General features: G+C 71.1%; 11 protein-coding genes and 1 riboswitch. Of the genes, 5 read left to right on the forward strand and 6 right to left on the reverse strand.

Annotation, left to right across the window (positions count from 1 at the left end; genetic code table 11):
• Positions 1-35: 35 nt before the first annotated feature.
• Positions 36-1,628, reverse strand: coding sequence for a glycoside hydrolase domain-containing protein (locus tag Aiant_RS33580; protein ID WP_229830611.1), 1,593 nt, complete (start codon positions 1,626-1,628; stop codon positions 36-38).
• 237 nt (positions 1,629-1,865) lie between these two features.
• Between Aiant_RS33580 and Aiant_RS33585 the strand changes: the two genes are divergently transcribed.
• Entirely contained in the window at positions 1,866-2,477 is a 612-nt protein-coding gene (locus Aiant_RS33585) for an HD domain-containing protein (protein WP_189332960.1), read from the forward strand.
• A gap of 71 nt (positions 2,478-2,548) precedes the next feature.
• Here the strand turns inward: Aiant_RS33585 and Aiant_RS33590 are convergent, their stop codons facing one another.
• Both Aiant_RS33590 and Aiant_RS33595 read right to left on the reverse strand, forming a co-directional pair.
• Positions 2,549-3,691, reverse strand: coding sequence for a M20 family metallopeptidase (locus Aiant_RS33590; protein ID WP_189332961.1), 1,143 nt, complete (start codon positions 3,689-3,691; stop codon positions 2,549-2,551).
• Between the two features lie 17 nt (positions 3,692-3,708).
• Complete coding sequence (locus Aiant_RS33595) at positions 3,709-4,446, reverse strand: DUF1684 domain-containing protein (protein WP_189332962.1); 738 nt, start codon at positions 4,444-4,446, stop codon at positions 3,709-3,711.
• 72 nt (positions 4,447-4,518) lie between these two features.
• A riboswitch (SAM riboswitch) is annotated at positions 4,519-4,633 on the forward strand.
• Positions 4,634-4,666: 33 nt separating this feature from the next.
• Here Aiant_RS33595 and Aiant_RS33600 point away from each other — a divergent pair.
• From Aiant_RS33600 to Aiant_RS33615, 4 genes are all read left to right on the forward strand, one after another.
• Entirely contained in the window at positions 4,667-5,893 is a 1,227-nt protein-coding gene (locus Aiant_RS33600; protein WP_189332963.1) for an aminotransferase class V-fold PLP-dependent enzyme, read from the forward strand.
• A gap of 52 nt (positions 5,894-5,945) precedes the next feature.
• Positions 5,946-8,186 carry a putative bifunctional diguanylate cyclase/phosphodiesterase gene (locus Aiant_RS33605; RefSeq protein WP_189332964.1) on the forward strand — a complete coding sequence of 747 codons (2,241 nt, stop codon included), beginning with the start codon at positions 5,946-5,948 and terminating at the stop codon, positions 8,184-8,186.
• Positions 8,187-8,290: 104 nt separating this feature from the next.
• Positions 8,291-10,447, forward strand: a complete 2,157-nt coding sequence (locus Aiant_RS33610; protein ID WP_229830659.1) for a GH92 family glycosyl hydrolase — start codon at positions 8,291-8,293, stop codon at positions 10,445-10,447.
• Between the two features lie 12 nt (positions 10,448-10,459).
• Positions 10,460-11,713 carry a glycosyltransferase gene (locus Aiant_RS33615; protein ID WP_189332965.1) on the forward strand — a complete coding sequence of 418 codons (1,254 nt, stop codon included), beginning with the start codon at positions 10,460-10,462 and terminating at the stop codon, positions 11,711-11,713.
• Positions 11,714-12,295: 582 nt separating this feature from the next.
• Here Aiant_RS33615 and Aiant_RS33620 read toward each other — a convergent pair.
• From Aiant_RS33620 to Aiant_RS33630, 3 genes are all read right to left on the reverse strand, one after another.
• Positions 12,296-13,186 (reverse strand): DUF559 domain-containing protein, encoded by an 891-nt coding sequence (locus tag Aiant_RS33620; protein ID WP_189332966.1) that lies wholly within the window; start codon positions 13,184-13,186, stop codon positions 12,296-12,298.
• 329 nt (positions 13,187-13,515) lie between these two features.
• Positions 13,516-14,097, reverse strand: a complete 582-nt coding sequence (locus Aiant_RS33625; protein WP_189332967.1) for a dihydrofolate reductase family protein — start codon at positions 14,095-14,097, stop codon at positions 13,516-13,518.
• Between the two features lie 16 nt (positions 14,098-14,113).
• Positions 14,114-14,587, reverse strand: a complete 474-nt coding sequence (locus Aiant_RS33630) for an SRPBCC family protein (protein WP_212846588.1) — start codon at positions 14,585-14,587, stop codon at positions 14,114-14,116.
• Position 14,588: the final 1 nt, after the last annotated feature.

A 14,588-nucleotide genomic window follows, 5' to 3' on the forward strand; every position in this document is an offset into this window, starting at 1 on the left:
GGCGCCGGGGAGACCCGGCGCCGTCGCAGCGGTCGTCAGAGGAGCGGCGAACGGCCCTTGTAGCCGGTGCTGATCCGGACCCAGGCGGACAGGGTCTTGCCGTTGCCGCGGGCCAGGAACAGGTGACCGGTGCTGGCCTGGACGGCGATCAGGTCGGTGTAGCCGTCCCGGTCGAAGTCGCCGGCGCCGAGCACGTCGCGCAGGCCGGACGCCGAACCGATCTTCACCCGGGCCTGGAAGCCGCCGGACTTGCCGCGGTACAGGTACAGGGCGCCGGTCTTGATCTCCTTGACCACCAGGTCCTGGTAACCGTCCCGGTTGAAGTCACCGGCGCCGGTGAACTCGGTGCGGTCGCTCCAGTTGCCGTAGGCGACGATCTTGCGGGTGCCGAACTTGGCGCCCTTCACGCCCGGGTACAGGTAGAGGTCGCCGTTGCTGATCTGCTGCGCGAGCAGGTCCTGGTAACCGTCCCGGTTGAAGTCGCCGATCGCGGTGAACTCGCGGAGTTTGCGCTGGTCCTTGTAGAGCTGCTTGCGGGTGCCGAGCTTCCCGTTGCTGAGGCCGGGGTACAGGTAGACCGCGCCGGTCTTCCTGTGCCGGGTGATCAGGTCGGGGATGCCGTCGCGGTTCAGGTCCATCCGGACCAGCTGGTCCATGCCGCCCTTGCTGCCGGCGATGGACATCCGCTGGCTGTCCGTGACGTAGCTGCCGTTGCCCGGGTAGGCGAACAGGTTGCCGGTGCTCTTGGTCAGCGCCACCACGTCGGACCAGCCGTTGCGGGTCCAGTCCGAGCGCGTCGCCCCGGGCAGGAGGCGGAAGTCCAGGTAGTCGCTGTCGATGTTGATCGACACGCCGCCGAACGTCTCGACGTGACCGCCGACGAACTGCTTCATCCGCCGGTTCGGCGACCAGTACCCGGACGGGATCACCGCGTCGCTGGTCGTGGCCTTCGTGTCCCAGCGGGCGAAGTCGACGTAGTCCGGCCGTACGTATCCGGGCTTGTTGTAGACCGCGACCTGGTCGGCGATGCCGGATCCGGCGCTGCTGTAGTACCCGGAGAAGTAGCCGAGGTCGTGCAGCCGGGCGCTCCACGCGCCCATGAACGCCAGCACGCCGGCCTTGCAGGTGGCGTCGGTGCTGTCGTACGCCTCCATGTCGTAGATCAGCACGCTCTGCTGGGAGAGCCCGAGCGCCCGCGCCTGGTTGACCGCGTCGGTCGCGGCGGCGGTGCCCTGCGACGCCGCGGCGCTGTTGTCGATCAGGTTCTTCTTGGTGGCCTTGGTGCAGCTGGCCTGCGGCCCCACGTAGAGCGGGAACAGCCGCCAGCCGCGGTTGACCTGCTCACGGACCCAGTCGGCGGTCAGGTTCGGCTGGGCGCAGCCGCGGCTGACCCCGCCGATGTAGATGCCGGCGGCCCGGTACGGCGACGTCCTCAGCCAGACGTCCATGGTCTCGCTGGACGGGGCGGTGCAGGCGTCGAAGCCGTACCCGGTGAAGTTGCCCGGCTGTGGCGGCAGCGCCGTCGCCGCGCCCGCGGTGTTCATGAACACCAGCGGGGTGAGCGAGAGCAAGACGACCGCGCCGCCGATCAGGCGCTTGCGGTGCCGCTTCAACCAGGGGGAACTCATCCGGTGACGCCCGGGTTTGGGCGCATCGCTCATGGGAGACCTAACGTCGGTTACAGCGGAAACCTGAAGATCCAACCAGCTCTATGGCCGACGGCCAAGATCCGTTCGGCTGATATCGAGCGGTACGAACGGGCCGGTATCCGGATACGGGAACCCGCGGGGTGCCAGATCGCGGATTCAGGGGGTGCTCATGCCGAGTTCGGCTGTTGTTAACCATCCGGTGCCTACGATCCGGCCATGACGGTCATCAGCCTGGTCCGCGGCCCGCACGAGCGCGCCTCGTCGGTTGCCCTCCCGGCGGGTCCGCTGACCGTCGCGGCGCGGCAGGTGGCCGCGTCGCTGATCGGGGACATGGGGAATCGGTGGCTGCACACCCGGGGTGTCGCCGCGCGGGCGGCCGAGCTGGCCGGGCCGCTGGGGGTCGACGGCGACCTGCTCACCGCGGCCGCGTGGCTGCACGACATCGGGTACGCCGAGCCGACGGTGGTGACCGGGTTCCACCCGCTGGACGGGGCGGACCATCTGACCCGCCACGGGTGGCCGGTGCGGGTCGCGGGGCTGGTGGCCTATCACTCCGGGGCCCGGTTCGTGGCCGCGGCGCGGGGGCTCAGTGAGCTGCTCGCGGCGTACCCCGACGAGCGGACGGTGCTGGCGGACGCGCTGACCTATGCCGATCAGACGGTGGGGCCGTCCGGTCTGCGGGTCGATCCGGCGGCTCGGTATGCCGAGGTGCTGCATCGGCACGGGCCCTGCTCGTGGAACGCCCTGGTGGACGCGGATCGCGGACCCTACCTGCGGGCCGTCACCGGCCGCATCGAGCACCTGCTCGCCCTCCCCGCCGCTGCCTGACGACCCGGGACCTCGGCCACCGGGCACGCCCGGCGGTCGCCGGGCGGTCCGGGCCGGGGACCGCCTCGCGGTTACGGACGGGGCGGGCGTGGTGCGGTTGGGGAGGGGGCGCCGGGCGTATCGAAAAGGGAAGTTGATTGCAGGAATGCGCTCAGGGCGTCGTGGTAGGGGCGCAGGGAGCTGATCTCCAGGTATTCCGACGGGCCGTGCTGGCCGTCGCCGGTGGGACCGAAAATGACCGCGTCGATGCCGAGCGGGAAATAGAAGCGGCTGTCGGCGGCGCCGTGTTTGCGCAGCAGCGATCCGGGGTGGCCGACGGTCTGGATCGCCTCCCGCAGGGCGCGCACCCCGGCGCTGTCCGGGTCCGCCCGGTGCGGTGTGCCGACCGCCTCCACCAGCACTTCCACCGTCGAGCCGGTGACCTGGCGCAGGTGCGCCTCGATCTGAGCGGGTGAGCGGGCGGCGAAGTCCGTGTCCTCCGGCGGGCAGCGGATGTCGAGCCAGGCGGTGGCGTCGGCGGGCACCTGGTTGACGGCCTCGTTGGTGGTTTCGATGCGGGCCACGTTGACCGTTGTGGCCCAGGCTTCCGCGGTGGGCAGCGGATAGCGGCCGAGCAGCTTCTCGATGGCGGACATCAGCGTGAGCAGGGCGTTGGAGCCGAGCCACGGATAGGCGGCGTGCGCGGCCTGACCGGGAGCGATCAGGCGAGCGCGGACCAGGCCCTTGGACTCGGTGACCACGCGCAGCCCGCTCTGCTCGCCGATGATCACGAAGTCGCCGCGGACGCCCGCCTCCAGCTGGTGGCCGGTGCCGTCGAAACCGCCCATCTCCTCGTCGGTGACCAGCTGCAACGCGATCGGGTAGGGCAGCCGGCCGGCCAGCTCGCGAAAGACGGTGGCCAGGACCAGGGCGGCCGCCTTCATGTCGTGGGCGCCCCGGCCGTAGAGGCGGTCGCCGTCCCGATGCGCCCGGAACTGATCGGGAGTGCCGGGGACGACGTCGAGGTGGGCGTTGAGGATGACCCGCGGGCGGCCGGGCCGGTCCGGGTGGGTGACCAGGGCGCTCGGCTTGCCGCCGGACTCGAAGCGGCGGATCTCGAACCCGGGGCCGAGCAGGTCGAGCACCAGGCCGAGGGCCCGGTGCAGCTCACCGGGCCGGTCGGCGGTGGAATGGATGCCGATCAGCGCTTCCAGTGGCGCGAGCAGTTCCTCCATCTGCCGAACCTAGCGGCTCACCGGGGTAGTTGCTCGCCCGCTTCGACGGAGACGGGCAGCCGGTTCTCGGCCGGGGGCAGCGGGCAGGTGGCGAACTCGGTGTACGCGCACGGCAGGTTGGTGGCACGGTTGAAGTCGACGATCACCGATCCGTCCGGGCCGGGCGCGGCGACGCTGAGGCTGCGGTTGGCCGGGTAGGTGGTGATCCCCGAGGTGCCGTCGGTGAACAGCACGAACAGCGCGCCCGGCGTGCCGCCGTTGAAGGCGGTCAGCGAGAGGTCCTGGCCGCCGATGGTGAACTCGATCCGGCCCGGGGACTCGTAGACGTGCTCCAGTCCCTCGACGACCGAGCCGACGGTCACCGGCTTCGGCTCGTCGAACGGGACGAACCGGCCGGGCACCGCCCATTTCTCGTCGGGGGTGTATGCGGGAGTGCCGAGGTATCGGACCCGGGTCTCGTGGGCGGGGTCGCGGGGGCGCAGCACGCCGTGGCCGCCGCGCCAGGCGACCTCGATCGCCAGGTCACCGTGCTCCAGTGTGGTGTCCTGACCGGCTGGGAAGCGCCGCTCGCCGGACTCCAGGGCGGCCACGATCGCGTCCGGCTCGGCGTGCCACTCGCCCGGCACGCCGGGGAACCGCTGCGGCGTCTCGGTCAGCCAGTGGAGCCCGGTGATCGCCAGGAACCCGTGCGGCGCGGCCCGCCGCTGCTCGTGCTCGTCGTGCCACCGTGCCCACTGCTGTTCGAAACTGGTCATCCTCCGACCCTAATCTCTACTGGCTGACTGGGATATGGCACGGGTCTGTGAGATCTGCTAACTTCGTCGGCAGGTCATGAGTGTCAGCGACAAGCCCCGGCTCGCTGACCGGCAACCCTTGCGTTCGCGATGGGGTGCCCCGGGTGAGGACCGGGCCGGCGTCGACCGACGACGGCAAGCGCGGGCCCGGTGGGGTCCCTGACCTCTCCGGAGGCATGCCATGTCGGCTCTCGACATCGTCGGCGACGACCTGAAGACCGAGCTTCCCAGCGGCGAGACCGTGCGCTTCGCGCACCTCGACTACGCCGCGTCCGCGCCGTGCGTCTCGGCCGCGGCGGACGCGGTGGCCGAGCTGCTGCCGCGGTACGGCAGCGTGCACCGCGGGACCGGGGTGCGCTCGCAGACCTCGACCGTGGCCTATGAGGTGGCCCGGGACGTGGTGGCCGAGTTCGTCGGCGCCCGCCCCGGCGACCAGGTGATCTTCACGCGGAACACCACGGATGCGCTCAACCTGCTGGCCCGGGCGTTGCCGGCGGGAACGACCACGATCCTGTTCGACGGGGAGCACCACGCGAACCTGCTGCCGTGGCCGAACCCGCTGCGGATTCCCACCCCGAGTTCACCATATTTCGCGATAAATGCGCTGAAGTCCGTTCTGCGGGACCTGCGGACGCCGGCGGTGCTCGCCATCACCGGCGCCAGCAACGTGACCGGCGAGATCTGGCCGGTCCGGGAGCTCGCCGACGTCGCGCACACCTACGGCGCCCGGGTGATCGTCGACGCCGCCCAGCTCGCCCCGCACGCCCCGGTCGACCTCGACGAGCTCGGCGCCGACTACCTGGCGTTCTCCGGCCACAAGCTGTACGCCCCGTTCGGCTCCGGCGTCCTGGCCGGCCGCTCGGACTGGCTGGACGCGGCCGACCCGTACCTGCGCGGCGGCGGCGCCAGCGCCACGGTCGGCTCCCTGCCCGGCGAGCTGACCTGGGCCGACGGTCCGGCCCGGCACGAGGGCGGCACCCCGAACCTGCTCGGCGCGGTGGCGCTCGCCGCGGTCTGCGGCGCCCTGCTGGTGGCGGACCGGGACGCGCTGCACCGGCATGAGCAGGAGTTGCTGGAGCGGCTGCGGGACGGGCTGCGGTCGATCGGCGGAGCGCGGGAGGTGAGCGTTTTCGGGCCGGAGCATCCTCGGGTCGGGATCGTCTCGCTCGCGCTGCCCGGGCACGATCCGGCGCAGGTGGCGCACCGGCTGGGGCGGGAGCACGGTATCGGGGTGCGGGCCGGTCAGTTCTGTGCGCATCCACTGGTGCGCCGCCTGACAAATGCTGATAAATCGGACACGTGTGGGGTGGCCGGCGCCGGCCTGCTCCGGGCCAGCTTCGGACTGGGCAGCACGACCGAGGACGTCGACCGGTTCGTGACCGGGCTCGCGGCCGTGCTGCGCTCCTGAGTAGCTACCGTCCCCGGCTGGATAATTCCGGGTACAGGCCGATCAAGCGGTCGTGGGTACCTGGCTGAGGTGGCTGCCGACCGGCGGCAAGCTGCGGGACGAGGACTGGACGGCACGGCATCGCCTGCTGACCGTGATCCTCGCCGTGGTGGTGGTCGTGGTGACCGTGTTCGGGGCGCTCGGCCCCGGCGACGCCGTGACCCTGCTCTGGACCGACCTGCTGGTGCTGCCCTGCGTGGTGGCCGCCACCCTGCTGCCGAACCGCCGGCTGCGCTCGGTCTGCGTCGCGCTCGGCTTCACCGTCGCCTGCGCCGGTTTCGTCTCGCTCAGCAACGGTCTGACCGAGGCGCACTTCGCGTTCTTCGTCGCGGTCGCCGCGCTCGCCCTGTACCGGGACTGGGCGCCGTTCGGCGCGTTCCTGGTCGCCACCACCCTGCACCACGGCGTGTTCGGGGTGCTGATCGGCGGGCACACCTACGACCACTCCTCGGCCAAGGCGCACCCGCTGGTCTGGGCCGCGCTGCACGGCTTCGCGGTGCTGCTCGCGGCCGGTTTCCAGGTGGTGCAGTGGGGACTGACCGAGGCCGAGGAGCGCCGTGCCCAGGACAACCTGGAGGAGAGCCAGGCCCAGCTCAGCGTCGCCTTCGACGAGACGCCGGTGCCGATGGCCATGTTCGCCCCGGACGGGCTGCTGCTGCGCAGCAACGCCGCGTACCGCGAGTGGTTGCGGCTGCCCGACGACCTTCCGGCCGGATTCACCGTACGCGATCTGCCGCTGATCCCGATCGGTGAGGACACCAAGGCGTTCGACCAGGCGGTCGCCTCCCCGGACCCGCTCACCATGGTCCGGCAGTACCGGCGCACCGATGACGGTCAGCTGATCTGGGTGCAGGTCCACAGCACCCCGCTGTACGACAAGAAGGGCCGCCTGCGGTTCGTCTTCGCGCACTGCATGGACATCACCAAGTCCCGCAACCACGAGGCCGAGCTGCGCCGCCAGGTCCGGCACGACTCGCTGACCGGGCTGCTGTCCCGCAAGGCGTTCGAGCACGACCTGGCCGAGCTGCTGGCCGGCAAGGCCCCGGTCAGCGTGATCTACCTGGACGTGGACCGGTTCAAGTCGGTGAACGACGGCTCCGGCCACGCCGCCGGCGACGACGTGCTGCGCGCCCTGGCGGCCCGGCTCTCGTCGGTGGTGCCGCCCGGCGCGCTGCTGGCCCGGCTCGGCGGCGACGAGTTCGTCGCCGCGGTGGCCGGCGAGGCCGCCGGCGGGCTGCGGCTGGGTCAGGAGATCCTCGCCTCGATGAGCGAGCCGCTCGAGGTGCTCGGCAACCAGCTGCCGGTCTCGGTCAGCATCGGGGTCGCCGCCGAGCACGGCGCCGAGCACGCCGACGACGTGGTGCTGGCCGCGGACACCGCGATGTACGCGGCCAAGCGGGCCGGCGGCAACCGGCTGGAGGTGTTCGCCGAGGACATGCGGGTGTCGGTGCACGAGCGGCTGGCCGCCGAGGCCCGGCTCCGGCAGGCGCTGGCCGGGCACCTGCCGTGGACGCTGCCGCTCTGGTTCCAGCCGGTGGTCTCGACCGTCACCGGGCAGATCATCGGGGCCGAGGCGCTGGTCCGGATGCGGACGCCGGACGGGCGGATCCTCAGCCCGTACCACTTCATCGGCGCGGCCGAGGAGACCGGCATGATCGTGCCGCTCGGCCAGCACGTGCTGCGCTCCGCGATCGAGCACCTGATCTACTGGTCCGGCCACCTGGGCTACGTGTCGGTCAACGTCAGCCCGCGCCAGCTCGCCGAGCCGGACTTCGTGCCGGCGCTGGCCGACCTGCTCGGCCAGTACCCGGCGCTGGACCCGTCCCGGCTGGTCCTGGAGATCACCGAGACCGCGCTGCTGGCCTCGACCGTCGATGTCTCCGAGCGGCTGGCGACCCTCAAGCGGCTCGGCGTACGCATCGCGCTGGACGACTTCGGCACCGGCTACAGCTCGCTCACCTGGCTCAAGTCGGTCCCGGCCGACATCGTGAAGCTGGACCGCTCGTTCGTCGCCGGTCTCGCCGAGGACCAGCGCAAGGCGTCGATCATCTCGGCGGTGCTCTGGCTGGCCCAGTCGCTGGGCATGTCGACGATCGCCGAGGGGGTCGAGGAGCCCGCCGACTGGACCGCTCTGCAAGCCGCCGGCTGCCCCGCCGTACAGGGCTATTTCTTCAGCCCGCCGCGTCCCCCGGAAGAGTTCCAGGAGATGTTGATCAACGGGGTTTGTGTCACCTCTCTGGCGCAGTTCACCTGATTGAAACCACAGGGGGGCCTCCGGCCGGTTAGAGTCCCGCCATCCTGGACAACGTTGATCCCTTCATCGGCACCGCGGCGACCGACCTGCCTCGCGCACTCGGTCTGGCCGCCACTTGGTGGTGGCCCAAGCCGCAGGTGGGCAACACCCACCCGGGCGCCACCTCGCCCCTGGGCATGGTGTCGGCCTGCGCCTATTCGGGCGCCTACCCGACCGGTTACGGCCGGTACGCGAAGAACACCGAGGGCGTGCCCGAGGAGATGTTCACGCGTACCCAGGCCTCCGGCTTCACCCATTTCCAGCAGTCCGGCACCGGCGCGATCCGCAAGTACTACAACTACGTGCGGGTCACCCCGATGGTCCAGCCGCTGGACGATCTCGGGCAGAGCTGGGCGCTGCACGACGAGCGCGCCGAGCCCGGCTACTACGCCGCCAACCTGGACACCGGGGTGCGCTGCGAGATCACCGTGGGGGAGAAGGTGGCCGTGCACCGGTACACCTTCCCGGACCACCACAGCGCCCGGGTCGTCCTCGACCTGTCCTGCGGCGGCCTGGCGATCGACCTGGGCCGCACGGTGCCGCTGCGCGCCCAGGTGGAGAGCATGGGCCACGGCTGCGCCCAGGGGACGGTGGTGATGGAGGGCGTGCCGCTCTCCGTCTACCTGGAGGCGGACACTCCCGGCTGGCGGCAGATGCTCTGGTACGACCGGCGCCTCATCCCGGGCGGCACCCGCCTCGACTTCGACAGCATCCGGAACACCACGCTGCGTCCGTTCGGCATGCTGTTCATGGGCTCGGCCCGCGCCGGGCAGACCATCGAGGTCCGGATGGGTTTCTCGCTGCGCGGCTGCGAGCAGGCCCGGGAGAACCTGCGCCGGGAGTGCGGCGCGGTGGTGCCGGCCTTCGAGCAGGTCCGCGCGCGGACCCGGCACCGCTGGCGGGACCACCTCGACCGGGTGCAGATCGACGGCGGCACCCCGGCCCGGCGCACGGTGATGGCGACCGCGCTGTACCACTCGCTGATCAAGCCGTGCTTCGCCGACGACGAGAGCCCGTTCTGGCCCAACTCCGGCCCGTACGCCTTCGACATCTGCACCATGTGGGACATCTACAAGACGCAGATCCCGCTGCTCCAGGCGATCGCCCCGGACCGGGCCATGGACCTGCTCGAATCGCTGATCCGGGTCTGCGAGGAGGAGGGCAACTTCCCGATCGGCTACCGGATGGCCCGCGGCGCCGACCGGTTCTTCCGGCAGGCGTCCGCGCTGGCGCACACCGCGATCGCCGACGCGCACGCCCTCGGCCGGGGCGGCGTCGACTGGGGCTGGGCGCTCGTGCACATGGTCGACGACCTGCGCCGGATGTACGGCGAGGACTTCTTCGAGCACGGCGTCGTGCACCCGATCACCCACACGCTCGATCTGGCGTACGCCCACCACTGCACCGCCAAACTGGCCCGCGCGCTGAACGACAGCCGCCTCGCCGACGACCTGGAACGCCGCGGCCACCAGTGGGTGAACGCGTTCGACCCGGTCAACGGCCTGCTGCGCGACTCGGAGTTCTACGAGGGCGGTAAGTGGAACTACTCGTTCCGGCTGCTGCACGACATGGCCGCACGGATCGAGCTGGCCGGCGGCGACCGGGGCTTCATCGACAAGCTCGACCGGTTCTTCGGCTACGGCGCCGAGCCGGTCAAGCAGCCCGGGACCAGCCCGCTGCCGGCCGAGATGGCCCTCGGGTACGCCCTCAACCGGTTCGAGGGGCTGAACAACGAGCCGGACATGGAGGCGCCCTGGGCGTACCACTACGCCGGCCGGCCCGATCGCACCGCCGAGGTCGTGCACTCCGCGCTGACCTGGCAGTTCGGCACCGGCCCGGGTGGCCTGCCGGGCAATGACGACTCGGGCGGCCTGAGCGCCTGGTACGTCTGGGCGTCGCTGGGCCTGTTCCCGGTCGCCGGGCAGAGCCTGTTCCTGGTGAACACGCCCGCGTTCGCCCGGTCCGCGCTGCGGGTCGGCGACGAGGAGTTCGTCATCGAGACGAGCGGGCATCGCGACTCGCCGATCGGCGTGGACGGCATCGACGCCGACCCGCCCGTCCAGTACGTCCAATCCGCCACCCTCAACGGCAAACCGCTGCACGCGGCGCACCTCTCCGCGGCCGACGTGCATCGCGGGGGCCGGCTGCATCTGCGGCTCGGCTCCGAACCCTCGACCTGGGGACACGGGACCCGCCCGCCGTCCCACTCCTTTCACCCCTGAAAAGGAATGACCATGAGCCGTCCTACTCGGAGACTCGTGATCGCGGTCCGTGCCGACCCGGTTATCTGCGGACACTCGGGTGAAGCGCGCAACCTCGCCGAAGTGGCCCTGACCCGGGGTTTCGACGACGTCCGCCTGCTCACCTGGCCGATCCCCACGTTGCAGGCGGCCGGCCTGCCGCTCAAGCCACTCGACCGGCTGCTGCCTTACAGCGAGGGCATCACCGTCGAACGCCCCGAGGCGGTCGGCGACTACCGGGTGCCGGACGGCCGCCATCTGGCCGGGCTCACCGGCCGTCTCGTCGAGCTGCTCAGCGACGGCGTGCCGACGGTGTGCCTGTCGATGTACCTGGTCCCGCACACCCAGGTGGTCAACGACGCGGTCACCGCGGCTCGCGCCGCCGGCTTCGACCCGCAGGTGCACACCATCGCCAAGGCGGTCGGCTCGGACGTCACCAACGTGATCCGCTCCTGCCTGCGCGAGGGCCGCTTCGGCGCCGCGACGGTGCTGCTCACCACGTTCCTGGCCAGCGACGAGGTGACCGCGGTCTCGGAGTACACCAAGGACGAGATCATCGCCTCGGCCGAGGAGGTGGACGCGCACTGCGGCACCACGTTCGCCCAGCAGTGCCGCGAGCGGGTGACGGTCAGCTACCCGCCGATCGACTCGTCCGCGTTCCTCGGCCTGGACGACGAGAAGATCGAGGAGGCGCTGGCCAGGCGTGGCCTCAAGCGCGGGAAGTACCTGCTCTTCCTGTCCCGGGTGGCGCGGGCCAAGGGCATCTACGACCTGGTCATCGCGTACGGGCAGATGCGGTGCCGGGACGAGGTCCCGCTGGTGATCGCGGGCACCGGGCCGGCGCTGGAGCACGTCCGCGCGATGGCCAAGGAGGATGACCGGATCATCTTCCTCTCCGACGTGGACGACGACGAGAAGCCGCTGCTGATGGCGGGCTGCGCCGCCTACGCCCTGCCCACCAAGCCGGAACCGGACTTCGTCGAGACCTTCGGCATCGCCCTGGCCGAGAAGATGCTGGCCGGCGGCGGCCCGATCATCACCACCCGGACCGGCGGCACCGGCGAAGCGGTCGGTGACACCGCCGTCATCGTCGAGGCCGGCGACATCAACGCCCTGGCCGACGCCATCGACCGGGTGATCCTGGACATGCCCGACGACGAGAAACGCGCCATGGAGGCCCGGGCCCGCGCCCACGCCATGTCCTTCGACCGCGCCGCCGTCTTCGACTCCCTGTTCCCACCCACCTGACCCCTGTGGCCTTATTTCTCACGGTCCGCGCCGCTCGTCGTCACCACCTCTTCCCGTACGCCCAGAGCACCAGTCCCGCCAAGCCGGCCCTGGCGGCCCTATCCGTACGTGGGATAGGGCCGTGACGACCAGCCGGGCAGAGCGGGCTGGCCCTGGTGGCCCTATCCGTGCGTGGGTTAGGGCCGTGACGACCAGCCGGGCAGTGCGGGCTGGCCCTGGTGGCCCTACCCGGTCGTGGGGTAGGGCCGTGAGGGCCAGCCGGGTAGAGCGGGCTGGCCTTGGTGGCCCTACCCGTGCGTGGGTTAGGGCCGTGAGGGCCAGCCGGGCAGTGCGGGCTGGCCGTGGTGGCCCTATCCGTGCGTGGGTTAGGGCCGTGGGAGCCAGCCGGGTAGAGCGGGCTGGCCTTGGTGGCCCTATCCGTACGTGGGTTAGGGCCGTGAGGGCCAGCCGGGCAGAGCGGGCTGGCCTTGGTGGCCCAATCCGTGCGCGGGATAGGGCCGTGAGGGCCAGCTGGGCAGAGCGGGCTGGAGCTGGTGGCCCTATCCGGGCGTGGGATAGGGCCGTGAGAGCCAGCCCGGACTTTCAGCGACGTCTGGCCAGCTCGGTGGCGACGGCCAGAACGGTGTCGTGCGGGCAACGGAGGACGTCGTCCGCACCGAAGCGCATCACCGTCCACCCGTGGCGTTGCAGGTTGTGCGTCCGCGTGATGTCCCGGCGGAACTGGCTCTGATCCCGGTGATGGTCCCCTTCGTACTCGACGGCGAGGCGGGCCGCCGGCCAGCCGAGATCGACCCGGGCGACCAACAGTCCGCGATCGTCCCGTACCTCGAATTGGGGTTCGGGTCGTGGCACACCGCCGTCGTGCAGCAACAGCCGCAGACGTGTCTCCATCGGCGACTCGGCTCGCCCGTCCGTCAGGCTCATCACGTTCCGCAGGTGTCCGATCCGCGGCCACCATGCTCGCTGCCGGGCCAGGTCGATGACCGCGTTCGCGTCGAGCCGGCCCGCGTGGATCATCGCATCGATCAGCACCACCCCGTCGGTCCGCGAAAGCCGGCGGCCCAGGTCGAACGCGGTCCGTTCCGGTGTCGTCACCGCGATTCCACCGAGTTCGGTGAGGTCGCCCGGTGCCAGTGTGGTGTGGTGGATCCGGAGCCGGGGATGCTTGTGCATCCACTTGTCCCGCGACGTCACCACCGACACCGGTGGCTCGGAACGCACCAGGCCGGCGCCCCACAGATGGGCGGCGCTGGGACCACCGATCGCCGCGTGGCGGGGAAGGATCAGGCTCACCGCCGAGCACCACACCTGATGATCGACGGGCAGATCCCGGTGGGCGTAGACATCCGGGAGGAGACGCTGCCAGGCGTGACCACGCAGCATCTTCGGGCTGAGCAGGCCGCTTGTCACGGCGGACGACCCCCGGAACGGTGCCGTGGTCAGGGCTGCGGGAATGCGAGCGACAGGAGACATCCCGCCAGGATCGCGAGGTTCCACCCCGCACCGCTCAGCCCTGTGGACAGCCGATCCACAGGCAGCCGGCCAGAGCCGGCTGGAGCTGAACGCCCTATCGAGCCCGGGGGCAGGGCCGTCAGGTCCAGCCGGGCGGCGTTGGCTGGAGCTGAACGCCCTATCGAGCCCGGGGGCAGGGCCGTCAGCTCCAGCCGGGCGGCGTTGGCTGGAGCTGAACGCCCTATCGAGCCCGGGGATAGGGCCGTCAGCTCCAGCCGGGCGGCGTTGGCTGGAGCTGACGGCCCTATCGGGCGCGGGAACAGGGCCATCAGGACCAGCCCGGAGCAGGGTCAGCGGCGTACCCGGTAAGCCAGGTGCAGCACCCGGTCGCCCTGGATCACCACGTGCGGATCGTCCAGGAGGTGCTGGCTGTCGACGGCGCCGAAGAAGCGTTTGCCCGACCCGAACACCACCGGCACCACGTCGATCGCCACCTCGTCGACGAGTCCTGCCGCGAGTGCCTGGCCGCCGACGTCGCCCGCGTTCACCGCCACCGTCCGCTCGCCGGCCAGCTCCCGGGCCTTGGCGATGGCCGTCGCCACGTCGCCGGCGAAGTGATACGACGCCTCGGGATGCCAGCCCTCGGGCTTGGGCCGGTGGGACACCACGACCACGTGATCGCCGGCGGGCGGCTTCCCCTCCCAGCCATTCGTCAGGTCGAAGAGGTGCCGCCCGATGACGATCGTGCCGATCGACGCCCACATCGGGCGGACGTAGGCCGCCGAGGCGGCGGAGACCCGGAAGCGGCTCGCCTCGTCGAGGATCGGCGTGTCCCCGCTGAAGTACCAGTCGTGCAGGGGGCCGACGCCGTCCTTGTCGTCGGCGATGAAGCCGTCCACCGACATCACGCTGTGCAGGATCACGGTGCCCACGGGTCCTCCTCGGTGGTCAGAGCGCGCCTTTGGCGAGCAGGCCGTCGAGCTTGGCGTAGCCCTCGTTGACGCCGGTCTCCATGCCGCTCTTGAGCCACGCGTCACGGCCCTCGAAGCTGTCCACGAGCGACTGCGCGTGCAGGCGGGTCCGGCCGTCGCCCAGGTCCTCGAAGGTCAGCGTCTCCAGGGCGACGCCGTCCGGCGCGCCCTCGAAGGTGAAGGTCTGGACGATCCGGTCCGGGCCGACCTGGTGGAAGCAGCCGCGGAAGCCGAACTCGTCGTCGCCGCGGACCGCCTTGTAACGCCACTCGCCGCCGGAGCGGGCATCCCAGCGCTCGATCCGGGTGGTGGTCGAGTCCGGGCCGCACCACTGGGCGAACAGCTCGGGATCGGTGTGCGCGCGGAGCAACTGCTCCGGGGTCGCCGCGAAGTCGCGGGTGATCCGGATGATCGGCAGGTCCTTGTCGGCTTCGATCTGTGCCTCGGTCATC

The sequence above is a fragment of the Actinoplanes ianthinogenes genome (genome assembly GCF_018324205.1).
GTDB lineage: Bacteria > Actinomycetota > Actinomycetes > Mycobacteriales > Micromonosporaceae > Actinoplanes > Actinoplanes ianthinogenes.